25 protein-coding genes are annotated in these 25,917 nt (G+C 71.3%); 11 read left to right on the plus strand and 14 right to left on the minus strand.

Translation table 11 applies throughout. The features are described from left to right. Nucleotides 1–15: 15 nt before the first annotated feature. From QSK32_RS19670 to QSK32_RS19685, 4 genes are all read left to right on the plus strand, one after another. Nucleotides 16–1,131 (plus strand): LCP family protein, encoded by a 1,116-nt coding sequence (locus QSK32_RS19670; RefSeq protein ID WP_045742506.1) that lies wholly within the window; start codon nucleotides 16–18, stop codon nucleotides 1,129–1,131. An 81-nt stretch (nucleotides 1,132–1,212) separates the two neighbouring features. Then, the gene (locus QSK32_RS19675) at nucleotides 1,213–1,494 is read left to right on the plus strand and encodes a F0F1 ATP synthase subunit epsilon (RefSeq protein WP_045742421.1); all 282 of its coding nucleotides are present in this window, start codon (nucleotides 1,213–1,215) and stop codon (nucleotides 1,492–1,494) included. Nucleotides 1,495–1,502: 8 nt separating this feature from the next. Continuing rightward, the gene (locus QSK32_RS19680; RefSeq protein WP_045742422.1) at nucleotides 1,503–1,970 is read left to right on the plus strand and encodes a DUF2550 domain-containing protein; all 468 of its coding nucleotides are present in this window, start codon (nucleotides 1,503–1,505) and stop codon (nucleotides 1,968–1,970) included. 460 nt (nucleotides 1,971–2,430) lie between these two features. After that, on the plus strand, nucleotides 2,431–3,243 hold the full coding sequence (locus QSK32_RS19685) for a PhzF family phenazine biosynthesis protein (protein WP_045742423.1): 813 nt from the start codon (nucleotides 2,431–2,433) through the stop codon (nucleotides 3,241–3,243). Between the two features lie 105 nt (nucleotides 3,244–3,348). Here QSK32_RS19685 and QSK32_RS19690 read toward each other — a convergent pair whose 3' ends face one another. Beyond that, complete coding sequence (locus QSK32_RS19690; protein ID WP_045742424.1) at nucleotides 3,349–3,924, minus strand: cob(I)yrinic acid a,c-diamide adenosyltransferase; 576 nt, start codon at nucleotides 3,922–3,924, stop codon at nucleotides 3,349–3,351. A 42-nt stretch (nucleotides 3,925–3,966) separates the two neighbouring features. On the opposite strand from QSK32_RS19690, the gene murA reads away from it, so the two are divergent. Further along, nucleotides 3,967–5,256: a UDP-N-acetylglucosamine 1-carboxyvinyltransferase gene (gene murA / locus QSK32_RS19695; protein WP_157411003.1), complete on the plus strand. Its 1,290-nt coding sequence runs from the start codon at nucleotides 3,967–3,969 to the stop codon at nucleotides 5,254–5,256. Nucleotides 5,257–5,308: 52 nt separating this feature from the next. On the opposite strand, the gene QSK32_RS19700 is transcribed toward murA, so the two are convergent. Then, nucleotides 5,309–5,665: a hypothetical protein gene (locus QSK32_RS19700; protein ID WP_045742426.1), complete on the minus strand. Its 357-nt coding sequence runs from the start codon at nucleotides 5,663–5,665 to the stop codon at nucleotides 5,309–5,311. Between the two features lie 130 nt (nucleotides 5,666–5,795). Here QSK32_RS19700 and QSK32_RS19705 point away from each other — a divergent pair, with 130 nt between their 5' ends. Next, complete coding sequence (locus tag QSK32_RS19705; RefSeq protein ID WP_045742427.1) at nucleotides 5,796–6,644, plus strand: 3-hydroxyacyl-CoA dehydrogenase family protein; 849 nt, start codon at nucleotides 5,796–5,798, stop codon at nucleotides 6,642–6,644. Between the two features lie 174 nt (nucleotides 6,645–6,818). Here QSK32_RS19705 and QSK32_RS19710 read toward each other — a convergent pair whose 3' ends face one another. From QSK32_RS19710 to QSK32_RS19725, 4 genes are read right to left on the minus strand one after another with little or no spacing between them, the layout of a single operon-like run. Further along, nucleotides 6,819–7,577, minus strand: a complete 759-nt coding sequence (locus QSK32_RS19710; protein ID WP_045742428.1) for a hypothetical protein — start codon at nucleotides 7,575–7,577, stop codon at nucleotides 6,819–6,821. Next, nucleotides 7,564–10,095, minus strand: coding sequence for an FtsK/SpoIIIE domain-containing protein (locus tag QSK32_RS19715; protein ID WP_285472698.1), 2,532 nt, complete (start codon nucleotides 10,093–10,095; stop codon nucleotides 7,564–7,566). The genes QSK32_RS19710 and QSK32_RS19715 overlap by 14 nt, the downstream gene beginning before the upstream one ends. A gap of 37 nt (nucleotides 10,096–10,132) precedes the next feature. Further along, a complete protein-coding gene (locus tag QSK32_RS19720) occupies nucleotides 10,133–11,452 on the minus strand; it encodes a hypothetical protein (protein ID WP_245673939.1) in 1,320 nt (439 codons plus the stop codon). After that, entirely contained in the window at nucleotides 11,449–12,069 is a 621-nt protein-coding gene (locus QSK32_RS19725) for a DUF4126 domain-containing protein (protein WP_045742431.1), read from the minus strand. Before QSK32_RS19725 ends, QSK32_RS19720 begins: the two co-directional genes overlap by 4 nt. A gap of 60 nt (nucleotides 12,070–12,129) precedes the next feature. Between QSK32_RS19725 and nucS the strand changes: the two genes are divergently transcribed. Continuing rightward, on the plus strand, nucleotides 12,130–12,789 hold the full coding sequence (gene nucS / locus QSK32_RS19730) for an endonuclease NucS (RefSeq protein ID WP_045742432.1): 660 nt from the start codon (nucleotides 12,130–12,132) through the stop codon (nucleotides 12,787–12,789). A 94-nt stretch (nucleotides 12,790–12,883) separates the two neighbouring features. On the opposite strand, the gene QSK32_RS19735 is transcribed toward nucS, so the two are convergent. Genes QSK32_RS19735 through QSK32_RS19745 form a run of 3 tightly spaced genes read right to left on the minus strand, consistent with a single transcriptional unit; the run spans nucleotide 12,884 to nucleotide 16,694 of the window. Next, nucleotides 12,884–14,452: a DUF6297 family protein gene (locus QSK32_RS19735; protein ID WP_285472699.1), complete on the minus strand. Its 1,569-nt coding sequence runs from the start codon at nucleotides 14,450–14,452 to the stop codon at nucleotides 12,884–12,886. Next, nucleotides 14,449–15,144, minus strand: coding sequence for an ABC transporter ATP-binding protein (locus QSK32_RS19740; RefSeq protein WP_285472700.1), 696 nt, complete (start codon nucleotides 15,142–15,144; stop codon nucleotides 14,449–14,451). Before QSK32_RS19740 ends, QSK32_RS19735 begins: the two co-directional genes overlap by 4 nt. Nucleotides 15,145–15,200: 56 nt before the next feature. After that, nucleotides 15,201–16,694, minus strand: a complete 1,494-nt coding sequence (locus QSK32_RS19745) for an aldehyde dehydrogenase family protein (RefSeq protein ID WP_285472701.1) — start codon at nucleotides 16,692–16,694, stop codon at nucleotides 15,201–15,203. Nucleotides 16,695–16,721: 27 nt separating this feature from the next. On the opposite strand from QSK32_RS19745, the gene QSK32_RS19750 reads away from it, so the two are divergent. After that, nucleotides 16,722–17,048 (plus strand): Rv1322 family protein, encoded by a 327-nt coding sequence (locus QSK32_RS19750; protein WP_045742436.1) that lies wholly within the window; start codon nucleotides 16,722–16,724, stop codon nucleotides 17,046–17,048. Between the two features lie 35 nt (nucleotides 17,049–17,083). Next, nucleotides 17,084–17,872: an alpha/beta hydrolase gene (locus QSK32_RS19755; RefSeq protein WP_285472702.1), complete on the plus strand. Its 789-nt coding sequence runs from the start codon at nucleotides 17,084–17,086 to the stop codon at nucleotides 17,870–17,872. 200 nt (nucleotides 17,873–18,072) lie between these two features. On the opposite strand, the gene QSK32_RS19760 is transcribed toward QSK32_RS19755, so the two are convergent. From QSK32_RS19760 to mce, 4 genes are all read right to left on the minus strand, one after another. Next, nucleotides 18,073–19,185 (minus strand): AI-2E family transporter, encoded by a 1,113-nt coding sequence (locus tag QSK32_RS19760; RefSeq protein WP_285472703.1) that lies wholly within the window; start codon nucleotides 19,183–19,185, stop codon nucleotides 18,073–18,075. A gap of 54 nt (nucleotides 19,186–19,239) precedes the next feature. After that, nucleotides 19,240–20,769, minus strand: a complete 1,530-nt coding sequence (locus tag QSK32_RS19765; protein ID WP_285472744.1) for a coiled-coil domain-containing protein — start codon at nucleotides 20,767–20,769, stop codon at nucleotides 19,240–19,242. Nucleotides 20,770–21,005: 236 nt separating this feature from the next. After that, a complete protein-coding gene (locus QSK32_RS19770; RefSeq protein ID WP_285472704.1) occupies nucleotides 21,006–22,376 on the minus strand; it encodes a coiled-coil domain-containing protein in 1,371 nt (456 codons plus the stop codon). 260 nt (nucleotides 22,377–22,636) lie between these two features. Beyond that, complete coding sequence (gene mce, locus QSK32_RS19775) at nucleotides 22,637–23,125, minus strand: methylmalonyl-CoA epimerase (RefSeq protein WP_285472705.1); 489 nt, start codon at nucleotides 23,123–23,125, stop codon at nucleotides 22,637–22,639. An 85-nt stretch (nucleotides 23,126–23,210) separates the two neighbouring features. Between mce and QSK32_RS19780 the strand changes: the two genes are divergently transcribed. Next, nucleotides 23,211–24,386: an acetyl-CoA C-acetyltransferase gene (locus QSK32_RS19780; RefSeq protein ID WP_285472706.1), complete on the plus strand. Its 1,176-nt coding sequence runs from the start codon at nucleotides 23,211–23,213 to the stop codon at nucleotides 24,384–24,386. Beyond that, nucleotides 24,383–25,339, plus strand: coding sequence for a methylmalonyl Co-A mutase-associated GTPase MeaB (gene meaB, locus QSK32_RS19785; RefSeq protein ID WP_285472707.1), 957 nt, complete (start codon nucleotides 24,383–24,385; stop codon nucleotides 25,337–25,339). The genes QSK32_RS19780 and meaB overlap by 4 nt, the downstream gene beginning before the upstream one ends. On the opposite strand, the gene QSK32_RS19790 is transcribed toward meaB, so the two are convergent. After that, nucleotides 25,332–25,913 (minus strand): PadR family transcriptional regulator, encoded by a 582-nt coding sequence (locus tag QSK32_RS19790; protein ID WP_285472708.1) that lies wholly within the window; start codon nucleotides 25,911–25,913, stop codon nucleotides 25,332–25,334. The genes meaB and QSK32_RS19790 overlap by 8 nt on opposite strands. Nucleotides 25,914–25,917: the final 4 nt, after the last annotated feature.

Consider the following 25,917-nt stretch of genomic DNA (forward strand, 5'->3'; position numbering starts at 1 on the left):
ATCAAGAAAAAGTCGATGAGGCGTCGAGCCCCGCTGTGGGCCCGGATCAGCGCCGTCTTCGGTTGCGTCCTCATGGTGGGCAGCGGCGTCGTCCTGGTCGGCGGTCAGGCCGTCCTGGCCAAGTACACCGGCTCCGTGGACGCCGGCGGTGGCAGCCTCATCGGTGATTCCGCCGAGGCCAGCACCAAGGAGTCCAGCGAGATCAAGGGCCCGATCAACATCCTGCTCGCCGGCATCGACCCGCGCGACGACAAGACGGCCCCGCTCTCCGACTCGATCATCGTGGCGCACGTCCCGGCGAGCATGGACCAGATCTTCCTGTTCTCCATCCCGCGCGACCTCTACGTCCAGATTCCGGCGTTCTCCAAGACCGGCTTCAACGGGACAAAGTCGAAGATCAATGCCGCGATGTCCTTCGGCAGCTCGGTCGGCAACGGTGAGCACGACGTGAAGCAGGGCTTCCAGCTGCTCGCCAAGACGATGACCGAGCTGACCGGCGTCAAGGAGTTCGACGCCGGCGCGATCATCAACTTCGGCGGCTTCAAGAAGATCGTCGAAGCGATGGGCGGCGTCACCATGACGATCGACCAGAACGTGAAGTCCGAGCACCTCAAGCCGAACGGCAAGGCCCGCGACCGGCGGCCCGAGTGTGCCGACAACAGCTGCGCCCACCCGTACATCGGGGAGCAGAAGGTCTACAAGAAGGGGACGTACCACCTGGAGGCCTGGGAGGCGCTCGACTACGTGCGTCAGCGCTACGGCCTGCCCAACGGTGACTACGACCGCCAGCGGCACCAGCAGCAGTTCGTCAAGGCGATCGCCAAGCAGGCCATGAGCAAGGACGTGGTGACCGACCCGACCAAGCTGCTCAAGGTGCTGGACGCCGCGGGCGACTCGCTCACCTTCGACGGTGGCGGCAACGGCCTCGTCGACTGGGGCCTGGCCCTCAAGGGCGTCAACACCGACGACATGACCCTGATCAAGATCCCGGGCGGCGGTCTCTTCGAGGGTTCGAAGTACCTCGGCGAGCAGTTCGAGCCGTCGTCGGCGGACTTCTTCACGGCCGTCAAGGAAGACCGGATCGCGGAATTCCTGCTCGACAATCCCGATTACGTCGCCCAGGAGAGCTGATCAGGCACCCCGTACCAGTGCGGTGCGGGCTGCCGTTTAGACTTCACTCGTTAGATTCTGCAGCGTACAAGGGGAGACAGCGTGGCCAACCAGCTGCACGTCGAAGTCGTCGCCGTCGAGGAGAAGGTGTGGTCCGGCGAGGCAGAGATGCTCGTGGCGCGCACCACTGAAGGTGAAATCGGTGTGCTCCCCGGCCACTCCCCGCTTCTGGGCCTGCTCAAGGAGCCTTCGCAGGTGCGGGTCAAGCTCGCCGGCGGAGACCAGCTGACCTACGACGTGGCCGGTGGGTTCCTCTCCATCGACGCCAACGGGGTCACGATCCTGGCCGAGAGCGCCACTCCCGCCACGCCCGAGTCTCACTGACACCGGCGATGCGGATTCTGGAAGTCTTCGGAATCTGCGTCGTCGCGCTGCTCGCGCTCCTGTCAGCAGTCTTCTTCCGCCGCCGCCTGTTGATGGTCGGCGGCGGAACCATTCGGCTCCAGGTGCGGATCAGCACCATGGTGCCCGGCCGGGGCTGGTCGCCCGGCCTGGGCCAGTTCGCCGGTGACGAGCTCCGGTTCCACCGCATGTTCAGCCTGGCCATCCGCCCCAAACGGGTGCTCGACCGGCGCACGCTGACCGTCGAGGAACGTCGCCTGCCGGTCGGGCCGGAACGCCTCGGCATGCCGGGCCACTGGGTCGTGCTCCGGTGCCGCACGGGTGACGTGGATCTGGAGATTGCGATGGCCGAGACCACGGTCACCGGCTTCCTCTCCTGGCTTGAGGCAGGGCCGCCCGGAGATCCGGGCAGTGTCTCCGGCCGTCCGGTGTTCGGGCCGCGGCCGGCCGAGAGCTGACGCGGTGTTGGGCCTCGCCTCGCCGAGAACTGCCACGGTCTTTGCGTCCTTGATCTAGTTCGCGTCGATCCGGTTTGCTTCCTTGATCTAGACACGTTTCGTCATCAGGGTCCGCGCGGTGACTTCAGCCGCCCATCCCGCCTGTACTCACCACGCCCCCACGGGTGTGGTGATTTGGGGCGTGCAGCGCGCCCGTATTCAACACGCCCCCACGGGTGTGGTGATTTGGGGCGTGCAGCGCGCCCGTATTCAACACGCCCCCACGGGTGTGGTGACTTCGGGTGTCCAGCGCGCCCGAAATCACCACGCGGATGGGCTTCGCACCCGAAACGTGTCCAGTCGCCACGCTCAACTTCCGTGTGCTGTCTCGTCGGGCTTTCAGCGTGGCTGGTCCGTCGTCGGGGCCACCGGTCGGGGATTGGGTGTCGGAACGGGGCCGGGACACGGTTAGCGTCGAGGCATGCGGATCAGGATCGTTGACGCGTTCGCCGAGCAGGCGTTCGCGGGGAACCCGGCAGGGGTCGTCGTCCTGCCCGGTGACGGATTCCCGGCTGACGACTGGATGCTCCGGGTGGCCGGCGAGGTCAACCACTCCGAGACGGCGTTCGTGCACCGGCTGCCGGAGGGCGGGGACGCCGACTGGGCGCTGCGCTGGTTCACCCCGGCCGTCGAGGTGAACCTCTGTGGCCATGCGACCCTGGCCACCACGCACGTCCTGGCCCGGTCCGAGAAGATCACCGAGGCGCGGTACGCCACCCGCAGCGGAGTGCTCGTCGCCCACGTGGCGCCGGACGGTGCGATCACGATGGACTTCCCGACCGAGTCGCTGACGGCGGTCCCCACCGATCCGGCGCTTGCCGAGGCGTTCGGCGTGCCGATCCTCGGGGTGCACCTGGCCGGCCCGAACACCAGCGATCTGATCGTCGAGGTGGCCGACGAGGCGACGGTCCGCGCGGTCGTCCCCGACATGCGAGGTCTGGCGGGGGTCTCGAAGCGGGGCATCGCGGTGACGGCCCTGGCCGGTGACTCCGGGGGCGGCTACGACTTCGTGTCCCGCCTCTTCGCGCCGGGTGCTGGGGTGGACGAGGATCCGGTCACCGGGTCGCTCCACGCGGCTCTGGCGCCCTATTGGGGGGAGCGTCTCGGGCGTACCGAGCTGACCGGGTTCCAGGCTTCGGCCCGCGGCGGACTGGTCCGGGTGACGCTGCTGGGCGACCGCACCCTGATAGCCGGCCGCGCCGTCACCGTAATCGACGGCGAACTCCTGCCCTGACCCCCATCAGCCGAGCACCTGTCGCGCAGACCACCGACTCCACCAGAACGCGCCGGCGCTTCCAGCCGTGGAGTGAGCCGGTGGGTCGTACCGGTGAGCGGGCTCCTAACGAGATCCGCCGGGGACCCACGTGACGTCGCCGCCGGGATTGGCCACCCGGGACAGGATGAAGAGCAGGTCGCTCAGCCGGTTCAGGTATTTGGCCGGCAGCGTCGCCGTCCGCTCCGGTTCCTGCTCGATCAGGGTCCAGGCGGACCGCTCCGCCCGCCGGGCCACCGTGCGGGCCACGTGCAGCAGCGCCGCGCCCGGGGTTCCACCCGGGAGGACGAAGCTGCTCAGCGGGGTGAGACGGTCGTTGAACTCGTCGCACCACCCCTCCAGCCGGGTCACATAGGCTTCGGTCACTCGCAGTGGCGGGTACTCCGGTTTCTCGTCGGTGAGCGGGTTGCCGAGATCGGCGCCCAGGTCGAAGAGATCATTCTGAATGACACCGAGCACCGCGCGTACGTCCTCGGGCAGCTCACCCAGGGCGAGGGCCACGCCCAGCGCGGCGTTGCACTCGTCGGCGTCGGCGTAGGCGGCGATCCGTGGCGCGGTCTTCGCGGCGACCTCGTTGTTGACCAGCCGGGTCTGGCCGGCGTCGCCGGTGCGGGTGTAGATCCGGGTGAGATGCACTGCCATGGGTGCCACCCTACGAGGCGGATGCGGCGGGCGGCTCCTACCATGGCCCGCGTGGATGTGATCAGGGTCAAGGGTGGAGCACCGCTCACCGGTGACGTGACGGTCGGTGGCGCGAAGAACTCGGCGCTCAAGCTGATGGCGGTCGCGTTGCTGGCCGAGGGACGCAGCGTGGTGTCGAATGTTCCCCGGATCACCGACATAGCGATCATGGCCGAGGTGCTGCGGCGTCTCGGGTGCGACGTCGAGCTGCGGGGCACCGAGGCGATCATCGACGTGCCGGCGGAGCCGGGTGCGGAGGCCGACTACGACCTGGTGCGCCGTCTGCGGGCGTCGATCTGTGTGCTCGGGCCGCTGCTGGCCCGCCGCGGTCACGTGCGGGTCGCGCTGCCGGGCGGCGACATGATCGGCTCGCGGGGGCTGGACATGCACGTCTCCGGCCTGGCCCGGATGGGCGCGGAGATCTCCAACGAGCACGGTTTCGTGATCGCCAAGGCGCCCCGTGGCCTGCGCGGCACCAAGATCTGGCTGGATTTCCCGAGCGTCGGTGCGACGGAGAACCTGTTGATGGCGGCGGTGCTGGCCCGCGGCGTCACGGAGATCGACAACGCGGCCCGCGAGCCGGAGATCGTCGACATCTGCGAGATGCTCACCGCGATGGGCGCGAAGATCGACGGTGCCGGTTCGTCGACGCTGATCATCGAGGGGGTGCCGGGGCCGCTCAGCCCGGTGCGGCACACCACGGTCGGTGACCGGATCGTCGGCGGCACCTGGGCGTTCGGCGCGGCGATGACCCGCGGCGACGTGACCGTGCACGGGGTGCGGCCGGAGTTCCTGGACATCGCACTGGACAAGCTGGTCACCGCGGGCGCGACCGTCGAGCCGGGCGACAACCGGTTCCGGGTACGCATCGAGGACCGCCCCAAGGCGGTCGACATCGTGACCCTGCCGTACCCGGGGTTCGCGACCGACCTGCTGCCGATGGCGATCGGTCTGGCCGCGGTGGCCGAGGGGTCCTCGCTGATCACCGAGAACATCTTCGACGGCCGGTTCATGTTCGTGAACGAGATGGTGCGGCTGGGTGCGGAGATCCGTACCGACGGGCACCACGCGGTCGTCAACGGTCAGGCGCGGCTCTCCGGGGCGCCGGTGCGTGCCACCGACATCCGGGCCGGCGCGGGACTGGTGATCGCCGGGTTGTGCGCGGACGGGGTGACCGAGGTGGGCGAGGTGCACCACATCGACCGTGGTTACCCGGACTTCGTGGCCGACCTGAAGCGTCTGGGCGTCGAGGTCGAGCGGACCGACGTGCCGGAGCCGACGTTCGACTTCTGAACGGTCGCCGGGCGATGCCGGTGGGCGGGTCCCCGTGGGAGCCGTCGAGTGGTCACCGGGTGGGGGAGTCGCCGACCAGCCGGCGTGCCTCCTCCACCTCCTCGCAGAAGACCAGCACGGTCACCCGGCCGTCCCGCCGGACGGCGCTCGTCGCTCGAATGCCCGCATCGGCGAGCAGCCGCCGGATCTCGTCGGCCACCTCGGGGTCGTCGGTGACGGCGGCGGGCCAGAGCAGACCGTAGTCGTCGCGCTCGCCGAAGATCGCCAGGCCGTCCGCGTACCCGTCCCGGACCGTTTCCCGCCCGGGGGTGGGTTGCAGTCCCATGCGCCAGAAGACCGCGCCGAGGAAGCCGACCAGACCGACGGCGATCAATGGTCCGATGAGGTACCAGCCGTCGCTCGTGGCCATGCGCACAGTGTGGCACTCCCGATCTCCGATTTCCCTGGAATCGCCCCGATCGGGATCGGAGGCTGAATCTTCGTTAAGCGGCTCGCTAGACTCCTCTCGGTTCGGTTGTTCTCGCGTGGGAGGTTGTGGCATGGCGGGTCGGCTCGCGGTCATCGGTTCCGGATTGATGGGTTCCGGCATTGCGCAGGTTTCCGCGCAGGCCGGCTGGCAGGTGACCATGCGCGACGTCGACGACGCGTCACTGGGCCGGGGCATGAGCGCCATCAAGGACTCGCTCTCCCGGTTCGCGGCCAAGGGCCGGATCGCTGCGGACGACGTCGAGGCCGTTCTCGCCCGGATCACCCCGACCACCGATCTCGACGCGGCCGCCGAGGCGGATGTGGTCGTCGAGGCGATCTTCGAGAAGGTCGAGGCCAAGCACGAGGTCTTCAAGGCCCTCGACAAGATCTGCAAGGCGGATGCGGTGCTCGGCACCAACACGTCGGCCATCCCGATCACCCAGATCGCCGCGGTCACCGCCCGCCCCGAGTCGGTGGTGGGGATCCACTTCTTCTCGCCGGTGCCGATGATGAAGCTGGTCGAGCTGGTCCGCGGCTACCAGACGTCGGACGCGACCCTGGCCGCGGCGCGTGACTACGCCGAGGGTGTCGGCAAGACCTGCGTCGAGGTCAAGCGGGACGTGGCCGGGTTCGTCTCGAACCGGTTGTTCTCGGCGCTGCTGGGTGAGGCGATCCAGCTGGTCGAGTCGGGTGTGGTCAGTGCCGAGGACCTGGACACGGTGATGAAGCTGGGCTTCGGTCACGCCATGGGCCCGCTGGCGACCCTGGACCTGACCGGCCTGGACGTGATGCTCAACGCGATGGGCAACATCCACCGGGACACCGGCGACGCCAAGTTCTTCCCGCCGGAGCTGCTGCAGCGCATGGTCACGGCCGGCGATCTGGGGCGCAAGACCGGCCGGGGCTTCTACCAGCACTGATCCTCCCCGAAACCAGCCCTGATCCAACCCGAAACCAGCCCTGATCCTCTCCGAAACCAGCACTGATCCTCGGAGACCAGCGGACGGCCGCGTCCCGCCTCCGGTAGCCGCCGGAGGCGGGGGACGTGGCCGTTGCGGTTGAGAGAGGTGTGGCTCGTACGAGAAAAGGGACCGTCAGCGGGTCGCGGCGAAGGACAGGGAGAGCAGCGTGGCGGCGATCATGCCGCCGACCAGGGTCAGGGCGATGCCGCCGATGTCCATGCGGGAGTGCAGGCGCTGGTGGGCGAGGAACGCCGCCACCGGGACGCCGGCCGACGGGGCGACCAGGAAGGTCACCCAGCCCAGTCCGCGGATCAGCGGGCCACCCAGCGGGGCCGTCTCGCCGAACGTGACCAGGCCCGCGGCGACCAGGCCGGTGAATCCCGCCGCCAGCGCGCCGACCAGCGGCAGCAGCAGCATCGTCGTCCATCGGGTCGGGCCGCGACGGCCGGCCGGGCGGACGATCACGTCGTCGATGCGGTCGGCGGCACGGGCGAGCAGGACGCGGGGTGACTGGCGACCCGGGTCGGGGGTCTCGTCGGGTCCGGGACGGCGTTGCAACGCCACCCGGGGCAGTGCTTCGACCGGGGCGGGTTCCGGCATCTCGCCCAGTGCGCGGACCCGCATGCCGCGGGCGCGGCGCAGCTGGTCCCAGAGCCGGGCGGCCTCCCGGTCCACGTCGAGCACCTGAGCGGCCGCGGCGCCCGCCCACCGGTCGGCGGCCAGGGCGTCGCTCTCGGCGCGGGCCACCTCACCGGCCGCGCGGGCGGCACTGTCCTGGTAGGCCTTTTCGGCATGGTCGAGTTCGACGTCGCGGCGACGGTTCACCTCGGCGAGGGCGCTCACCATCAGCTGGTAGTCGCGGCCCAGCGGCTGCCGGTCACGTGTGGTCACTGTTCACCTCGTACGGGATGATCACTTCGGGTGTGCGGTGGACCGAGCGGTCGAAGAACAGCGCGCGCCGGGTCCGGGGCTGCCAGACCGGTCCGCCGGTCTGCGGGTGGAGCGCGGCCAGGTCGGACGCTTCGACGTCGAGGGCCACCCAGGCGCCGATCGCGTCGAGGTGCCCGGCCAGCGGCGCGGTGGACCGCCACCAGCCGAGCACGTGGACGCGTTGTTCGGGTCCGTCGGTGAGCAGGGTGTGCAGGGCGGTCCGGTGCTCCGGCGCGGTGGCGTCCAGGCCGTAACCGATCAGGTACCGCGGCACCTCACCGGCCGTCAGGTCGAGGCGCAGGTCGGCGATGTCCTGCCGGTCGGCGTCCGGCAGGTCGGCGACCAGTCGTGCGGCGGCGTGTTCCGCCTCGGTGGCCAGGCAGACGACGGTGAACCGCGCGGGCCCCTGTGCGGCCAGGCTGAGTGCCGCGGCCGCCAGGATGTCGCAGGCTTCCGGGGTACGCGTACCGGCCACCGCCAGATTCCGTCCGGCCATCCGCCCGAGCCGCAGCCGGGCCGGTTGCGCCGCCACGTCGATCCGTTCGCCGAGGACCGCCCCGGGGGAGGAGCCGACGGTGTTTCCCGTGCGGCGGCGGTAGGCGGACGGCAGCCGGGGCACCGCGTCCCCGTCGAACAGCCGTGGCTCCTCGCAGCCGGCCGGCCGGTCCCGCCACAGCCGCCGTTGCAGGGTGCGCCATGCGGCCGGATCGCCGGCGTCGGGCAGCCGGACCACCCGGTTGGCGCCCGGCGTGCCGGACTCGGTGTTCACCACCGCGTGGAAGCGGGGGATGACCGCGGCGGCCAGGTTGTCGTCGGCCAGGACCCGCCGGGCCTTGGGCAGCGCGATCCGCAGGGTGAACTGGCCGATCAGTCCGGGGCGGCCCCACAGTGCCTGGATGCCGGAGACCTCCTGGGAGGCGAGGACCAGGTGGATGCCCTGGGCCCGGCCGCGGCGGGCCAGGTCCTCGAGCAGGTCGGCGGCCTCCTCGGCGGCGGCGTCCCGCCCGGTCAGCAGCACCGGGAACTCGTCGATCACGGCGACGATCCGCGGCCAGTGCCCGGCCGGATCGCGGGTGCGCAGTTCGGCCAGTTTGCCGGCGCCGCAGCGTTTCGCGGCCTGGGCCCGGGCGCGCAGTTCCTCGCCGAGGTGGCGCAGTGTGGCCAGGCCGAACTCGCGGTCTCCGGAGACGTTGACGCCGGCGAGCCGCAGCTGCGGCAGCCAGCTCGGGTCGCGGGGGCCGGGGGCGTACCGGGCGAACGCCGCGTCCTGTTTGAAGTCGAGCAGGTAGAAGGCGAGTTCTTCGGGGCCGTACCGGGTGGACAGGGCGGCCAGCCAGACGTGGATCAGGTTGGTCTTGCCGGAGCCGGGCGGACCGCCGATCAGCGCGTGCGGCGGGTCGTCGCCGAGCGGGACGTCGACCAGGGTGCCGTCGGTGCTGTCGCCGATCGGGGCGGACAGGCCGTACCGGGAGGACTCGGCCCAGGGGCGTTCCGGTTCCAGGTCGTCGAGGGTGGGCGCGGCCGGGTTGGCGTTCTGGCGGTCGGCGATGCTCCGGCAGTGCGCGGTGACCCGGTCGGCGGGGGGCAGCGGGTCGAGCCGGACCTCCAGGTCGCCGAGGGAGGAGCAGGTGACGGTCTCGTCGCCGGCGACGATCCGTTCGACCGTCGGGTGGTCCTCCAGGTCCAGCCCGCGGACCACCAGGTGCACCCCGCAGGCGACCCCGGTGCGGACGATCCGGTCCAGCTGGGCCCGTTGTGGGGCGGTCAGTTCGGCGGCGGTGGCCCGGTCGGCGAGGAGCACCACCACGCGCCACGGTTCCGGGCCGGTGGTGGTGTGGTTGGCGACCCTTCGGCAGATGTGTTCCACCAGGTCGTCCAGGAGGGTGCCGAGGCCGCCCGGTCCGACGAACGAGACGCCCAGCGGCGCGAACGGGGCGAGCGTGCCGCCCAGGTGCACCGGGTCGTAGACGGTCAGCCGGACGTCGCCGGGGCGGACGCTGCCGAGTGCCCGCAGCAGGATCGCGGTGACCATGTCGGCGACCACCGTGGACGGCCCGTCCAGGTGCAGGTGGGCGGCGCCGAGCAGGGGGATCAGGGCGGGCAGTCCGGCGGTCTCGTCGAAGGCGAGGGTGCCGATGCGCAGCAGCCCGGGGGAGTCGCCGGGGTCCGGTTCGGTCGGGGACCACAGCCGCCAGGAGGCACCGGCCGCCCCGGCGGCGCTGACGGTGGCCAGCCCGCGCAGATGACCGGCGAGTTTGACGGATTCGCCCCGGTAGCGACGCTGGATGTCGCCGCGGGTCGACTCGCGGGCCTCCGCCAGCTGGTTCAGACAGGTCGTGTACGCGTCCCGTACCAGACGCCGGCGTTGTTCCGCCTCGTTGCGCGACGATTCGGCCGCGGCCAGCACCGCCCGCGCCGTGCCGCGTGCCTCGGCGAGCTCCTGCCGGACCGAGGCGACGAGCGCTTGGTGGTTACCCACGCGTTCCCCCGAGAGCCATATTGGGGGATTTTAGACACTATGGCCGTTTTATCAGGTTCAGTGGTGGCGTGTCGTGATCACGCACCTCTGCCCACAGCCGTCCGGCCACCACCATCGAGGCCTCACGCTGCCACTGGCGGGTGACGTCCCGCGGCACGAACCGGCGGAACCAGTCCACCGCCAGCCGCGCCTCACGGCTCAGACCGTCCGTCCGCAGCCGCCGCGCATAGGGATCGAGGCCGAGCACACAACAGAACTGCAGCACGTTGTAGAACCGCCAGTCCTCACCGGTGCCGAACGGGCCCGGCGGGCGCAACACCGACACCGACTCCCGCAACACCGCCCGCAACTCCTTCGCCCGGGCCCGCGGCTGATGCTCCCGGCCCGCCAGCCGGCGCTCCACCCGCGGCAGATCCGTCAACGGGCTGCGGGCCAACCGGTCCAGATCACCGAAGTCGGCGAGCGCCCGCCGGGTCAGCCGCAGGAACTCCGGCTCGCCCAACGCCCCCAGACGCCGGCGCTCCCGGTGACGCAACAGCACATCCGCGTTCAGGAACAGGGCCGCCCGCTCGGTGCGCAACGAGCCGTCCTCACCGAGCGCCAGACGATCCAGCAGACGGCGGACCCGGCCGGCGAGCCCGGCGACCGACGCGGCCACGGCCAGCACCACGAACTGCGCCACCACGACCGGGCCGTCGCCGGACCGCGCCAGGACCACCGCGGCCGGCCCGCCGATCAGCGCCGCGACGACCACGGCGGCAGCCAGCGAGCGGCGCAGATCCGGACGCAGGCGCTCGCCGTTCTCCACGGCGTGGGCGACCGCGACCAGGTAACCGACGACCAGCAGATCCACGCCGATCGCGGCGAGCGCGACACCCTCGCCGTCGAGGAGCAGCAGGGCGAGGGCGACGGCGTACAGCCCGGCCGTCGCCGTCAGCGCGAGCGGCAACCGCGCCGGCCGAATCTGATCATGCTGCTTCCACAGCAGGACCAAGCCGCCGGCCAGCGGGGTCAGGGCGAGCAGCCGGCCCGCCCCCGGCAACGCGATCACCACGGCCAGGAAACACACGCCGAGCGCCAGCGCGCCCCGGTCGATCTGCCGCCGCTCGGCCGGCGTCAACGGCAGCATCGCCACCACGGCACCGGCCCAGGCGAGCGCCGGCAGGCAGAGGGAGATCCGGGCGAGCGCGCCGCCGGGTGCGAGGACCCAGATCAGCAACCCTGTCGCGTACGCCCAGAGCATGGCCGCCGCCCATCGCAGCACCCACCGCCGGGGATCCCGTCCGATCAGGTAGCAGCCGAGCCACCAGGTCAGGACGAACAGCGGTACGGCGAGGGCGGCCACCGGAGAAGTCAACCAAACAACTGACGGGTGTCGACAGCCTCGAGCCGCTCCCGTTTGCGGCGGCTGCGGCGCCGCACCACCCAGACGGCGAACCACACCATCACACCGAGACCGATCAGGACCAGCACCGGCAGCACGATGGCCAGCAGCGACAGCACCACACTGCCGAAGTCCTCGGCGGTGCTGGCGACCGGAGCGCCGAACCCGGCGGTCGACGCGTTGACGACCGGCCGGGCCGCGGCCTTCACGCCGTGCACGCCCAGCGCGATCACCATGCCGGCGACGATCGGCACCCACTGGTGCGAGGTGAAGAACGCGCCCGGATCGGCGACGGTCACCGTCTCCGACGCGGAACCGGCACCGAACGCCAGACCGCCCGCGGTCGGCCGGACGAACGTCTGGACCATGTCGTTGAAGTGGTCCACCACCGGGACCTTGTCCGCGACCACCTCGATGGCCAGCAGAATCGCCAGAATCGTGAGGGTCCAGCCGTTGGCGAGCCACGCGGAGGCGGCCGGAAGCTCGATGGCATCGGTGTAACGGGCCAGCAGGCCCATCGTCAGCAGGGGGATGTAGGCATTCAGTCCGGCGGAGGCGGCCAGACCGGTGCCGGTCAATACTTCGAACACGATGCCAGCATGGCACCGCCATGCGAACGCCGCCGAACGGCGGTCGGATAGTGTCGGCCGGTGCGCCTGGTCATCGCGAAGTGTTCCGTGGATTATGTGGGGCGGCTGTCCGCCCATCTCCCGCCCGCCGTGCGGCTCCTCATGGTGAAAGCCGACGGGTCGGTGTCCATCCACGCCGACGACCGTGCCTACAAGCCACTGAACTGGATGAGCCCGCCCTGCAAACTGCAGGAGGCGCCGGGCGTCTGGAAGGTGCGCAACAAGGCCGGCGAAGAGCTACGGATCACCCTTGAGGAGATCTTCCAGGACATCCGGTACGACCTGGGCGTCGACCCGGGACTCGTCAAGGACGGGGTGGAGGCGCACCTGCAGGAGCTGCTCGCCGAGCACCCGGATGCGCTGGGGGACGGGTTCACCCTGGTCCGGCGGGAGTTCATGACGGCCATCGGGCCGGTGGACCTGCTCTGCAAGGACGCATCGGGCGGTTCGGTGGCGGTCGAGGTGAAACGCCGCGGGGAGATCGACGGGGTCGAGCAGCTGACCCGGTACCTCGAACTGATGAACCGTGATCCGCTGTTGTCCCCGGTCAAGGGGGTGTTCGCGGCTCAGGAGATCAAGCCGCAGGCTCGGGTTCTCGCCACTGATCGCGGAATCCGCTGTGTGGTCGTGGATTACGACAAGCTTCGGGGCATGGAGAGCGACGCTCTGACCCTGTTCTGAGTGGGCCGGCCGGTTGCGCGCCGGCCGGGACGGTTCCGGGCCGAGTCCACCTGAACCGCTCACGGCGGCTCAGAAGACGTGTCCGCTGGATGGTTCAGCGGCGGGAGAGTTCCGTTCGGGTGGGGGCTGTGGTCAGGGAGAGGTAGACGAAGGCGCCGGCGATGGCTGCGGTGGTGTGCAGGAGAGCCGCTGCGGGAGTGGGCGGCAGACCGGAACCGATCAGGATGAGGGCGGGCAGGGCCAGCAGGAGCATGAGGTCCGGCCCGGCCACGGCGTTCAGGATCGGGCCGGGGGAGAGGGCGCCCATCGGGGTGTCCAGGGAGAGCATGTCGTTGCGGACGAAGCCGGCCCGGCCGTGACGCATGGCGGCGACGGCGGCGGCCGCGCCCAGAGCGGGACCGAGCAGGGGCCACGGTCCCGGCGGCAGGGTGCCGGCCAGTGACAGCCAGATCAGTGCCGTGGTGGCCCAGAGAGTGCCCAGGGCGGCCGGCACCAGTAGCCGCTGGGTGACGGCCTGACGGGAGGTCAGGCTCAGCATGCGGAGCAGGACCGGGTTGGCGGCGTCGGTGCGGACGGTGGCCGAGGTGGTGCGGGCGGCGATCAGGGTGCCGATCAGCAGGGCCGCGGCCAGGGACCAGTGCGGACCGCGGGCGACCAGCAGCGGGACGGTGGTGGCGGCGGCCAGGCGGAGCAGGTGGGGGACCCGGCGGCGCGCCAGCAGGAGATCCTGCGCGGCCAGGACCGGAAGCCGCGGAACGAGCCGGGAGAAGGACCACCGGCCGGTGACCGGGGAACCCCCGCTGGGCGATACCCAGCGGGACAGGTGGGCGGAGCGTAGGCGCCGGGTGGACCAGTAGCGGCGGGTCAGCATGTCGGACAGGAAGCTGGGTTCCATGGCGTACGCCGTGTCGAACAGGGTGCCGGTGGTCGCGGCGGCCTCCAGGAGACGGTCGTTCGGAGTCTGCGCCGCGCGGCGTACCCCCAGAAGGAGGAGCACCACGACGGCGACGGCGAGGGCACCCGCCGCAGGGACCACGACGGAGGTCCGGGGCCACCCGGCCGGAGTGGGCGGCGTCCACCCGGCGGCCTCGGCGACCAGCGCGGCCAAGCCACCGGCCGCGGCGACGGTGACCACACGATCGGCGGCGCGACCGTTGCCGGAAGAGGCCTGGACGATCGCGGCGACCAGGGAGAGCGCGGCGCCCGCAAGCAGGCCGGCGACCGTCAGCGTGACCGAGACTGATCGGTCCAGGGAATCGGGTGCGGCGTTGCCGAGCAGAGCCGCGGCTATCGCGGCACCGACCAGGCCCGCGCCGATCGTGCCCGTCGACAGCGACGGGAGCAGCAGGGAACGGCGGCTGATCGGGGCGGTGAGCAGGAAGTACGCAGCGGGGCGGGAGAGGGTGACCGGTCCGGCGCGGCGCATCCCCAGAAAGAGCAGGGCGAAACTCAGGACGGCCCCGGCGACGGCGCCGTACTCGCTCATGCCGGCGGCCACCGGGCTGAAGAGCGCGGACAGCCGCTCGTGGAACATGGCCGCGGCGACAGCCAGGCTCAGCACGATCACGTAGATCGTGGACAGCGTCTCGCCGCGATCACGATGGGCGGACTGGGTACGGCGGATCCAGGAGCGGACCTCGCGCAACGGCACGACGGTGGTCACGGCGTGACCGGCGTGCTCGGCGTTCCCGACACGTTCGGCGACTCCGACGTGCTCGGCCCGCTCAACGTGTCCATGGTGACCAGTGCGGCGCCGGACGCCACAGCGAACCTGTCGTCGTGGCTGGCCAGCAGCAGCGAACCTCCGTCGGCCAGGTAATCGGCGAGCATCGCGGCCACGGCGGCCCGGCCGTCCGGGTCGAGACGCTGCTCCGGCTCGTCGAGGATCAGCAGCGAACTGGGGCGCAGCAGGGCCATCGCCAAAGTGAGACGCTGCTTCTGTCCGGAGGAGAGCGACGGCGGGATCGCGTCGGCCTGCGCGGACAACCCGAACCGGTCCAGGGCCTCGTCGACACCGGAAGCGTCCGGGTCGACCCCGTGCGCGATGCAGACCAGCTCGGCGTGCTCCCGGGTGGTGAGACCGGGATACCAGGTCGGCGGCTCGACCGTGGTGACCACGGCACGCCAGAAGTCCGGGGTGTCGGTGGCGTCGCCGCCGAAGACGCGGATCGTGCCCGCATCCGGCCGTTGCAGGCCGCTGACACAGCGCAGCAGGGTCGACTTGCCGATGCCGTTCTCACCGGTCACGCAGACACCGGTGCCGGCCGGGACGGTGAGTCCCACGTCGACGAGCACCGGCGTCGAGCCGTAGTTCACGTGCAGACCGCTGACCTCGACTGCCGGATGATCGACCACCCGGTCAGCCTAGGTCCTGGGTCGCGGGTCGTGCGATCCGCAACCCGGGACCTGCTCTACGGCTTACGGCCGTAGAGCAGGCGCAGCGCCTTGACGATCTGCCGGACCTGGGCCGGGGTGCGCTCGAAGGTCATCGCGGGGAGCAGGGACGGTCCCCGGCGTACCGTGATCGACTTGGCGCGGGCGAACTCGCGCAGGCCGTCCTCACCGTGGATGCGGCCGAAACCGGACTCGCCGACACCGCCGAACGGCAGATTGCCCATGCCGACGAAGGTGAGCGTGCCGTTGACGGCGACCATCCCGGAACGCAGCCGGCGGGCGATGCGGATCGCGTCCCTCTTGCCGAAGACCGCGCCGCCCAGGCCGTACGGCGAATCGTTGGCCCTGGTCACCGCCTCGTCGGCGTCGGCCACCTTGGTGATCGTCAGGGTCGGCCCGAAGGTCTCCTCGCGCTGCGCCGCCGCGTCGGCCGGCACGTCCACGAAGACGGTCGGCGAGACGTACGGCGCCTGCACGGCGTCCGCACCGCCGAGCACCGCCCGGCCACCCTTGGCCAGCGCGTCCTCGATGTGCTCGCGGATGATGCCGAGCTGCTTCGGCATGGTGATCGGGCCGATCTCCTCGCCGGTGCGCAGCGTGGCGGCCTTCGCCACCACGGCCTCGACGAACCGGTCGTAGACCGGGGCGACCGCGTAGACCCGCTCGATGCCGACACAGGTCTGCCCGGCGTTGGTCATCGCACCCCAGACCGCGGCGTCGGCCGCCGCCGCCACGTCGGCGTCCGCGTCGACGATCAACGCGTCCTTGCCGCCCGCCTCGAGCACCACCGGCACCAGGTTCTCCGCGCAGGCGGCCATCACCCGTTTGGCGGTGGCGGTCGACCCGGTGAACGCGATCTTGTGGACGCCGGCCCGGCAGAGCGCACCGCCGACGTCGCCGAGACCGTGCACCACCTGCAGCACCGGGTGCTCCGGGACCACCTCGGCGAAGGTGTCGGCGAGCCACTGGCCGACCATCGGGGTGTACTCGCTGGGCTTGAGGACGACGGCGTTGCCGGCGGCGAGCGCGCCACTGATCGGGCCGACCGGGGTGAGGATCGGATAGTTCCACGGGCCGATCACGCCGACCACGCCGTACGGCTGGTACTCCAGATGGCCGGTGTGCTCGGCGACGAGCAGCCGGGTGCGGACCCGCCGGGGGCCGAGCACCCGCTTGGCGTTGCGGGCCGCCCAGTCCAGGTGCTCGATCGCGGCGGCGGCCTCCATCAGCCCGTCGGTGACGGGCTTGCCGGACTCGCCGTGGGTCAGAGCGGCCAGCTCGTCGATGCGGTGCACGATCAGGGAACGCCAGCGCAGCAGCCGCGTCTTGCGGCCCTCCCAGCCCAGGCCCTGCCACCACAGGCCGGCCGCGCGGGCCCGGGTGACGGCGTCGGTGACCGCCGTCTCGTCGGCGACCGGCACCCGGCCGGCCTCCTCGCCGGTGGCCGGATTCGTCGAGATCAACTGCCCGTCTTCGACACGGGGCAGCCCGGGAACGTGAGTCGCCGTCATGAACGGCAGTCTACGTACTCTTGAGTAGTGAGCCCCCGCCGAAACCGTCCGCGTCGCCCGGATCCCGACGACAACCCCGTCCACCGTCCCGGCCTGACCGAGGATCGTGTTCAGCAGTGGCGGGACGGTGAGTGGATGGTGCGCAACATCTTCGGTGGGGCGGCGGCCAAGACGTATCGTTGCCCGGGCTGCGTGCAGGAGATCCGGCCGGGCGTGGCACACGTGGTGGCCTGGCCGGCCGACGACTTCGGGGACGCCGCGGACCGGCGGCACTGGCACACGGGCTGCTGGCGGGCCCGTGACCGCCGTGCTCCCGGCGTGGAGCGCTCGCGCAACGCCCCCCGCTACGGGTGACCAACCGACCGCCCTTGAAATCGACTGAAGGCGTTATGACTAGCAACCAGATCCGTGCCAACTCGATCCTGCCCGCCCACCGCGAGGACATCGAGCTGCACACCGCCGACGGCGTGACCCTGGTCGGCGAACTGGCCCGGCCACTGGACCGCGAACCGGTCGCCACCCTCGTCTGCCTGCACCCGCTGCCCACCCACGGCGGGATGATGGACAGCCACGTCTACCGCAAGGCCGCCTGGCGGCTGCCCGCCCTGGCCGGCATCGCGGTGCTGCGGTTCAACACCCGGGGCACCAGCAGCGTCCGCGGCACCAGCGGCGGCAGCTTCTCCGGCGCGGTCGACGAGAGGTTCGACGTGGCCGCCGCCATCGAGTACGCGGAGTTCGCCGACCTGCCGAACATCTGGCTGGTGGGCTGGTCGTTCGGTACCGACCTGACCCTGATGTACGGGCTGGACCCGTCGGTCACCGGCGCGATCCTGCTCTCCCCGCCGCTGCGGTTCTCGAAGCCGGAGCACCTGGCCGCGTGGGCCGCCGAAGGCAAGCCGGTCACCGCACTGATCCCGGAGTTCGACGACTACCTGCGCCCGGACGAGGCCGCCGAACGGTTCGCCGCGATCCCGCAGTGCGAGGTCGTGCCGATGGCCGGCGGCAAGCACCTGTGGGTCGGCGACGCGGAGAAGGTCCTCGACGAGATCGTCCGCCGGGTCGCCCCGGAGACGGCGTTGCCGCTGCCGCGGACCTGGGACGGGCCGATGGAGACCGGGGACGCGTCGGCGTACTCGGACCGGACCGTCGCCGCGTTCGCCGACGTACCCCGGGACTAGACACGTTCCGTCATCAGGGTCCGCGTGGTGACTTCGGGCGTCCAGCGCGCCCGTATTCATCACACCGTGAAGGGTGTGGTGATTTGGGGTGTCCAGCGCGCCCGTATTCACCACACCGCCACGGGTGTGGTGAATTGGGGCGTCCAGGGCGCCCGAAATCACAACGCGGATGGGCTTCGGACGCTGGCCACGAAACGGGTCTAGCGCCGGGCCATGCTCGGCACCAGCACCTCGCGCATGATCAGTTGGATGGCGGCCACCATCGGGATGGCGACCAGGGCGCCCACCACGCCGAACAGTCCGACCCCGAGCAGGGCCGCCACCAGCGCCGCGACGTCGCTGACCTGCACCGAGCGGCGCATCACCCGCGGGTAGATCAGGTAGTTCTCCACCTGCTGGTACACGATGAAGAACACGATGCAGACGATGCCGTCGGGCACCGACGAGGCCAGGCCGACCAGGCTGACGATCACGGCGCCGAGGGTGGCGCCGATCTGCGGGATCAGGTCGCAGACCGCGACCACCACGGCGAGGGCGAAGGGGTACGCCAACCCGAGCACCAGCCCCAGCGCGAAGGTGCTCGCCCCGGCCAGCACCGCGATGGCCAGCGCACCGACCATGTACGCGCCGACCTTGGTGAGGATCTCGTCGGTGAGCAGGCGGACCCGTTCCCGCCGTGATGCCGGGACGAGCAGGTATCCGGTGGCGGCGATCCGTTCGAAGGCGGCCAGGAAGTAGATCGTCAGCACCAGCACGGTGAGGATGTTGAAGAGCGTCCCGAAGATCAGCCGCGCGCCGCCGACGACGCCACCGAGCGCGTTGCCGATCGTGCCGGCGTTCACCGCGCTCTGCACCTTGCCGGCGATGTCGTACCGCTGGATCAGGTCGTTGATCGTGGGGTTGTGCCGCAGGCTCTCCACCATGTCCGGCGCGTTGTTGATCATCTCGGTGGTCTGCGTGACCAGGGGCGGGATCAGCGCCACCACGCCGCCGATGAGCAGCAGCACCACGGCCAGCGCGACCACCGCGACGGCGATCCCGCGTGGCACGCCCCAGCCGTGCAGCCGGGCCACCGCCGGGTGCAGACCGATCGCCAGGAACAGCGCGATGAAGATCAGGATCAGGATCGAGGCGGTGTTGCGGACCCCGAGGAACAGCGCGTACGCGAGGATGACGCCCAGCCCGAACAGGAAACCGAAGACGAACGGGCTGCGCCGGTTGATCGGCTCCCCGGGCGAACCGAAACGGTTGTCGTCCCCGTTCGGCTCGTCCGGAGTGGTCTCCTCGGGAGGTGCAGGCGGCTCGGCTGACATCGGATCCTCCACGAATTACATCGAAGGAACGCTATCGCCGCAGCCGGGGCGTGTCTATTCCGCGTCGGCGGGCACCCGGCTCGCCTGCGGCACCGTCACCTTCGCCGAAGCGCTCACCTTGCCCGGTTGTCCGCCCGGCTCCGCGGGTACGGCCGGAGCGACCGCCGCGGCCGGCACCGAACCCGGCACCGAGGCCGTTCCCGAGACGGACCCGGTCGCCGTGCCCGGCGCCGACGACGATCCCGGCACCGAGGCGGTGCCCGACGCCGTCGTGCCGGCGGACACCAGCGACGTGGTCCGGTCCTTCTCCGCGTCGGCGTCGTCCTCGTCGGCCGGCGACGCCGCCGCCGCGAGCACCGCCGCAGCGGCCAGCTCGGCCACCCGCTTCGCTTCCTTCTGCACCTGGCGGCGGACCTCGGCCGCGTGCCGCTCGGCCGCCTCGCCGGCCCGCTTGGCCTCGCTGACCCGCTTCTGCTCGGCTTCCAGCTGCTGCTTCGCCTCGGTCAGGCGCTCGGCGACCAGCTCGGTCTCGCGCTCCGCCGCGGCCGCGCGCTCCTGGGCGGTGGCCCGGCGCTGCTCGGCCTCGGCGACCTTGGCCTGCGCGGCCTCCAGCTCACGGCCGGCCTGACTGATCTTCTCCTGCTGGGCGGCCATCTCCTTGCGGACCGCGGTGGCCTGCTCGTCGGAGCGGCGCAACACGTCCTCGGCGTACTTGTCGGCCTCGTTGCGCAGGTCGGCGCACTGCTTCTCGACGCCGGTGCGCATCTGGTTGAGCTCCTCCACGACGGAGTGCCGGCGCTGGGCCACCTCCTGCTCGGCGGCCGCCTTGAGATCGCTCTGCTGGCGTTCCGTCTCGGACAGTTTGGCGGCGATCTCCTGCTGCGCCTTCTCCCGCAGGGCCTTGATCTCCTGCTCGGTCTGGACGCGAGTGGACTGCACGTATCCGTCCACTTCGGCCCGGGACCGGGCGGCGTCCTGGGCGGCCTTCTCGGCCAGGTGCTGCCCCTCGCTGCGGGCCCGGTTGAGCACCGCCTCGGCCTCGGAGCGCATCTGCTCGGCGCTCTGCCGGGCGGCGGCGACGGCCTTGTCGGTGGCGGACCGCTTGGCGGCGTCGGCCTTCTCCTCCTCGGCGCGGCGGGCGGCGAGGGCGATCTCGAAGTCGCGGACGGCGTTGTGGGCGTGCGCCTCGGCCTCGGCCCGGATCCGCTCCGCCTCGGCGAGCCGGCCGGCGATGTCGTCGGTGGCCGACGCCTTGATCGCCTCGCCCTGCTCCTCGGCGAGGGCGAGGATCTGCTCGACCCGCGGGCCGAGGTGCCGGAAGGAGACCTCGCCGCTGATCCCGGACTCCCGCCGGGCCTGGGTGATCTCCTGCTGGAGGCGCTCGATCTGGGCGGCCATCGCCTGGATCTGCGAGTAGGCCTGCTCCCGCTCGGCGGCCAGCGCGGCGATCTCGTTCTCGGCGCGGGCGACATAGCGCTCGACCTGCTTCTTCTCATATCCGCGCAGCGCGGTCTCGAAGCTGGGTTCGGAGGCCGCGTCCCCGCCGAGACCGAAGATTTCACCGCCGTGCGACATGCTGTCCATCCTCACATACGCATCGTCCCGTGGCATACCGGTACACACCGAGCAGGCGGGGACTCTGCGGGTAGTTGCGATTTGTCTGACCTCGGCTTGCCACGAACCACCCAGGCTACGCGGCGACAACGAACGAGGCCGTACCGGAGAAACTCCGATACGGCCCGATTCGTCGCGACCATCCCGGAGGCTTCACCGTCGCTTATAAGCGACGGTCTCGCAACCGGAGAGGCCAGTCAGATCACTCAAGAGTTGGTCTTGGCGGCCACCGCTTCGGCGTCGGTCTCGGCCGGGGCGGCCTCCTGCTGCTGCTGCGCGGCGGGAGCCTCCTGCTGCGTGACCGGCTGGGCGGCCTGCTGCGGGGCGGCCGGCTGCTCCGGGGCGCGCTGCGCCGGGGCCTCGGCGGCCTTCGCCACCTCGGCGAGCTTGGCGACCGGGTTGACACCCGGGACCAGACCGGAGAGGCCGGAGAGCATCTGGCCGAGCTGGCTGGTGACCGCGTCCTTCTGCCGGGTGAGGTCCTCGACCTCGCGGCGTGCGGCCTGGGTGGTCAGCTCCGCCTCGGTGCGGGCGTCGCCGAGCTGGCGGTTGGCCTCGGCCCGAGCCTCGGACACGGTCTTCTCGGCGAGGGCCCGCGCCTTCTCGACGGTCTCGATCGAGTGACGCTCGGACTCGACGCGGCGCTGCTCGGCGCGCTGCTCGATCTCGCGGGCCCGTTCCTCGGCGGCGCGGGCGCGCTGGTCGGCCTCGGCCACCATCTTCTGCGTGGCGGCGACCTGGGCGGCGTGCCGCTGGGACTCCTCGCCCTCGGCCTTCTCGCGACGCTCGGCGATCTCCAGGGCCAGCGCCTGCAGGTCCTTGTCGCGCTTGTCCCGCGCGTCGGTGAGGAGCTTGGTCGCCTCGGCGCGCTTCTCCTCCGACTCACGGGCGGTCTTGGCCCGGGCCTGGGTGATCTCCCGCTCGGCGGTGGCGCGCAGCGACGCGACCTCGCGCTCGACGGTCGACTTGAGCTCGGCGACCTCGTGCGCGGTGACCGCGCGCAGCTGCTTGGTCTCGCGGTCGGCGTCCGAGCGCAGCGTGTCGGCCTCGCGCCGGGCCTGCACCCGGGTCTCGGCAGCCTCGCGCTCGGCGTGCGTGCGGACCTGGCCGGCCTCGCGCTCGGCGGTGGCCTTCATCGCGGCGGCCTCGGCACGGGCCTTGTCGGTGATCTCGCGGGCTTCGAGGCGCGCCGCGGAGAGGATGCCCTCGGACTCTCGCTTGGCCTCGCTGCGGTGGTCGTTGGCCTGTTCCTCGGCGAGCCGCAGAATCTGCTCGACCCGGGTGCCCAGCCCGGAGAGCGTCGGTCTGTTGTTCTCCTCCAGCAGCTTGTTGCTGTCGGCGAGCTTCTGCTCCAGCGCGGTGAGGCGCTGCTCAGCCTGGCGGAGACGGCGTTGCGCGTCGTTCATCCGCTGTTCGGCCTCACCGCGGGCCTGCTCGGACTGGTTCAGCGCGGCGAGCAGCCGCCCGATGTGTCCGTCGACCTGATGACGGTCGTAGCCACGCAGAACGACGGTGAAATCGTGCTGCGAATTCGCGGTCTCGAAGAAGGCCAGGTTCTGATCCTGCTGCTGGGGCATTGCGCCATCCTGGCGAGAAGGGGACGGACATGCAAGAGCCGTAGGGCATCCGAACCGGATCGTAGATCAGCTTTGACCTGGACCGTAACCGGGGTCCGGGCCGTTCGGCGGAGAAGATCGGCTGGACCGGTCGGCACGGTGTCGTCCCGCCGCCACCTGCCCACTCGGCGCTCCCGGCGATCCACGGCGCACGACCGGCGTCGTCGGCGCTGCTCAATGGCCCCGATCCTGCCAGGCGCCGGGGCCGGCGTCAGGGTGAATCACTCGTTCGGGTTACCCCCGGTGGCGGGTTCGACGAGCTCGACCAGGACCCCGCCGGCGTCCTTGGGGTGCACGAAGTTGATGCGTGACCCGGCCGTTCCCCGGCGTGGCGTGTCGTAGAGCACTCGGAGTCCGCGGGCCCGCAACGCGTCCGTGGCGGCCTCGACGTCGGCCACTGTGTACGCCAGCTGCTGCAGCCCCGGCCCGGAGCGCCCGATGAACTTCGCGATCGCCGAGTCCGGCCGCAGTGGTGCGAGCAACTGGAGACGGGGTCCGTCGCCGTCGCCGACGGCGAGCATGGCCTCCCGGACGCCCTGCTCGTCGTTCGTCTCTTGATGCACGCAGCGCAAACCGAAACTTTTCTCATAGAACGTGATGGCCTCGTCCAGATCGGGTACGGCGATGCCGACGTGGTCGATCCGCAGCAATTCGATGTCCGGCAATGTGACATTGTCGGACCCGTTGCTGGCTGATGGGGTGTCTGTCATGCCGTTAGTCTCGAACCTGACCCATCGTTAAGGCCACCCCGGGTGTACCCCTGAACGCCCGGACGTCGCAGATCGGATCGAGACAATGACCAGCTCCGTCATCGTCAGTGGCGCCCGGACCCCGATGGGGCGCCTGCTCGGCAATCTCCGGCACCTGCCCGCCACCGTCCTCGGTGGGCACGCCATCGCCGCCGCGTTGCGGCGCGGCGGGATCGACCCCGCCCGGGTGGAATACGTGATCATGGGGCAGGTCCTGCAGGCCGGCTGCGGCCAGATCCCGGCCCGGCAGGCGGCCGTCGCGGCCGGCATCCCGATGAGCACCCCGGCCCTGACCGTCAACAAGGTGTGCCTGTCCGGGCTGGACGCGATCGCCCTGGCCGACCAGCTGATCCGGGCCGGTGAGTTCGACGTCGTGGTGGCCGGCGGCATGGAGTCGATGACCAACGCACCGCACCTGCTCGCCGACCAGCGGGCCGGCCGCAAGTTCGGTGACGTGCTGGTCCGCGACCACGCCGCGGTCGACGGCCTGATGGATCCCTGGGCGGGCATCTCGATGGGCGAGTCGACCGAGGCGACCGGCGTCCGGCTCGGGATCACCCGCGCCGAGCAGGACGCCTTCGCCGCGCTCAGTCACCAGCGGGCCGCCGCCGCCCAGCGGGACGGCCGGTTCGCCGAGGAGATCACCCCGGTCCCGGCGGGCGCCGGCGAGACGGTGGAGACCGACGAGGGGGTCCGGCCGGAGGCCACCGCCGGCTCGCTGGCCGGCCTGCGCCCGGCGTTCACCCCGGACGGCACGATCACCGCGGCCACCTCCTCGCCGATCTCCGACGGTGCCGCCGCGGTCGTGGTGATGAGCCGTGCCAAGGCCGAGGAGCTGGGGATCACCTGGCTCGCCGAGATCGTCGCGCACGGAAACGTGGCCGGACCGGACAGTTCGCTGCAGTCCCAGCCGGCCAACGCCATCAAGCACGCCCTGAACAAGGCCGGCCACACGGTGGACGATCTCACCCTGATCGAGATCAACGAGGCGTTCGCCCAGGTGGTCATCCAGTCGTCCCGTGAGCTGAAGGTGGACGAGGAGATCGTCAACGTGAACGGTGGCGCCATCGCGCTGGGGCACCCGATCGGGATGTCCGGCGCCCGCCTGGTGCTCACCCTGGCCCTCGAACTGCGCCGTCGCGGTGGCGGTCTCGGCGCGGCCGGACTCTGCGGCGGCGGCGGCCAGGGCGACGCGTTGATCATCAAGGTGCCCGGCGCGTGACCCGGGCCCGCGACGTCACCACCCTGGTCACCAGGGCACGGGAGGGTGACGCGCGGTCGGTGGCCCGGCTGATCAGCCTGGTGGAGGACGACGACCCGGCGCTGCCCGAGGTGGCCGCCGCGATGGCGCCGTACGCGGGACACGCCCGGGTGGTCGGCCTGACCGGCGCCCCCGGTGTCGGCAAGTCCACCACCACGAACGAGCTGGTCCGCGCGCTGCGGGACCGTGGCGACCGGGTCGGCGTGCTCGCCGTCGACCCGTCCAGCCCGTTCACCGGCGGTGCGATCCTCGGCGACCGGGTCCGGATGCAGGAGCACAGTGCCGACCGGGGCGTCTACATCCGGTCGATGTCCAGCCGCGGGCAGTTGGGCGGGTTGTCCGCCGCGACCCCGCAGGCCGTCCGCGTCCTGGAGGGCGTGGGCTGCGACGTGATCCTGGTCGAGACGGTCGGGGTGGGCCAGGCCGAGGTGGAGATCGCCTCGCTGGCCGACACCACGCTGGTGCTGCTCGCGCCCGGGATGGGCGACGCGATCCAGGCGGTCAAGGCCGGGGTCCTGGAGATCGCCGACGTCTTCGTGATCAACAAGGCGGACCGGCCCGGCGCCGACGCCACCTACCGCGACATCCAGGGCATGCTGGCGCTCGGCGAACGCGCCCCCGGCGACTGGCGTCCCCCGGTGGTCCGAGCGGCGGCGGTCAAGGGCGAGGGCGTGGAGGACGTGCTGGCCGCGCTCGGCCGGCACGGGGAGTGGCTGGCGGACAGCGGCGCGTTGCGGGCCCGGCGCTGCCGGCGGGCCGCGGCGGAGATCTCGGCGCTGGCGCTGGGCCGGTTGCGGGCCCGGATCGGCGACCTGGACGACGGCACCCTGCTGGACGACCTGGCCGCCCGGGTCGCCGAGGGGCGCTCCGATCCCCACACGGCGGCGGGGGAGTTGCTGGCGAGTCTCAGGTGAACCGGGAGGCCGTCTCCTCGATGAAGGTCCGGTCCCAGGTCAGCGTCCCGTCGGCGAGGTCCGCGACGACCGTCCGCAGCCACTGGATCTCGGCCCGCAACACGGTCGCGCGGTATTCGTCCTCGATCAGGAAGAGCCGCGGCAGGCCGGGTGGCGCCTGACCCTCGATCTCGGCGAGGCGGCCGGTCAGCGCGGCGAGGCGGCGTTCCAGCAGTTCACGGGTCTCCACCGGGGTCAGCGTGGGGAGGAAGGCGAGCGCCACCGGGAACTCCGGGAACTCGCGGGCCGGTTCCGGAAGCATCTCGGCCAGCCAGCGGTGCAGTGTCGCGGTGCCCTCGTCGGTCACCTCGTAGACGGTGCGTTCCGGCCGTCCCGGCTCCCGGCTGGTGCCGCCGGCCCGGACCAGCCGCTCCCGGACCAGGCGCTCCAGCATCTGGTAGACGCTGTTGCGCTGCGCGACGTTGACCAACTGGTCCTGACCGCGCTCCTTGATCATCTGCTGCATCCGGTAGGGGTGCATCGGCGCCTCCACCAGCAGCGCCAGCAGAACCATCGCCAGGGGAGACCGCTTCACCCGT

Origin of the sequence: Actinoplanes sp. NBRC 101535 (assembly GCF_030269225.1) — a bacterium.
Lineage (GTDB): Bacteria > Actinomycetota > Actinomycetes > Mycobacteriales > Micromonosporaceae > Actinoplanes > Actinoplanes rectilineatus.

What these genes read in the sequence shown, in the direction of transcription:
- QSK32_RS19760 (WP_285472703.1), bottom strand. Translation starts at nt 19,185, where the DNA reads ATGTCAGCCGAGCCGCCTGCACCTCCCGAGGAGACCACTCCGGACGAG.
- murA (WP_157411003.1), top strand. Translation starts at nt 3,967, where the DNA reads ATGGCCCGCGTGGATGTGATCAGGGTCAAGGGTGGAGCACCGCTCACC.
- QSK32_RS19780 (WP_285472706.1), top strand. Translation starts at nt 23,211, where the DNA reads ATGACCAGCTCCGTCATCGTCAGTGGCGCCCGGACCCCGATGGGGCGC.
- QSK32_RS19745 (WP_285472701.1), bottom strand. Translation starts at nt 16,694, where the DNA reads ATGACGGCGACTCACGTTCCCGGGCTGCCCCGTGTCGAAGACGGGCAG.
- QSK32_RS19770 (WP_285472704.1), bottom strand. Translation starts at nt 22,376, where the DNA reads ATGCCCCAGCAGCAGGATCAGAACCTGGCCTTCTTCGAGACCGCGAAT.
- QSK32_RS19690 (WP_045742424.1), bottom strand. Translation starts at nt 3,924, where the DNA reads ATGGCAGTGCATCTCACCCGGATCTACACCCGCACCGGCGACGCCGGC.
- QSK32_RS19680 (WP_045742422.1), top strand. Translation starts at nt 1,503, where the DNA reads ATGCGGATTCTGGAAGTCTTCGGAATCTGCGTCGTCGCGCTGCTCGCG.
- QSK32_RS19755 (WP_285472702.1), top strand. Translation starts at nt 17,084, where the DNA reads ATGACTAGCAACCAGATCCGTGCCAACTCGATCCTGCCCGCCCACCGC.
- QSK32_RS19670 (WP_045742506.1), top strand. Translation starts at nt 16, where the DNA reads ATGAGGCGTCGAGCCCCGCTGTGGGCCCGGATCAGCGCCGTCTTCGGT.
- mce (WP_285472705.1), bottom strand. Translation starts at nt 23,125, where the DNA reads ATGACAGACACCCCATCAGCCAGCAACGGGTCCGACAATGTCACATTG.
- QSK32_RS19685 (WP_045742423.1), top strand. Translation starts at nt 2,431, where the DNA reads ATGCGGATCAGGATCGTTGACGCGTTCGCCGAGCAGGCGTTCGCGGGG.
- QSK32_RS19700 (WP_045742426.1), bottom strand. Translation starts at nt 5,665, where the DNA reads ATGGCCACGAGCGACGGCTGGTACCTCATCGGACCATTGATCGCCGTC.
- QSK32_RS19765 (WP_285472744.1), bottom strand. Translation starts at nt 20,769, where the DNA reads ATGGACAGCATGTCGCACGGCGGTGAAATCTTCGGTCTCGGCGGGGAC.
- QSK32_RS19705 (WP_045742427.1), top strand. Translation starts at nt 5,796, where the DNA reads ATGGCGGGTCGGCTCGCGGTCATCGGTTCCGGATTGATGGGTTCCGGC.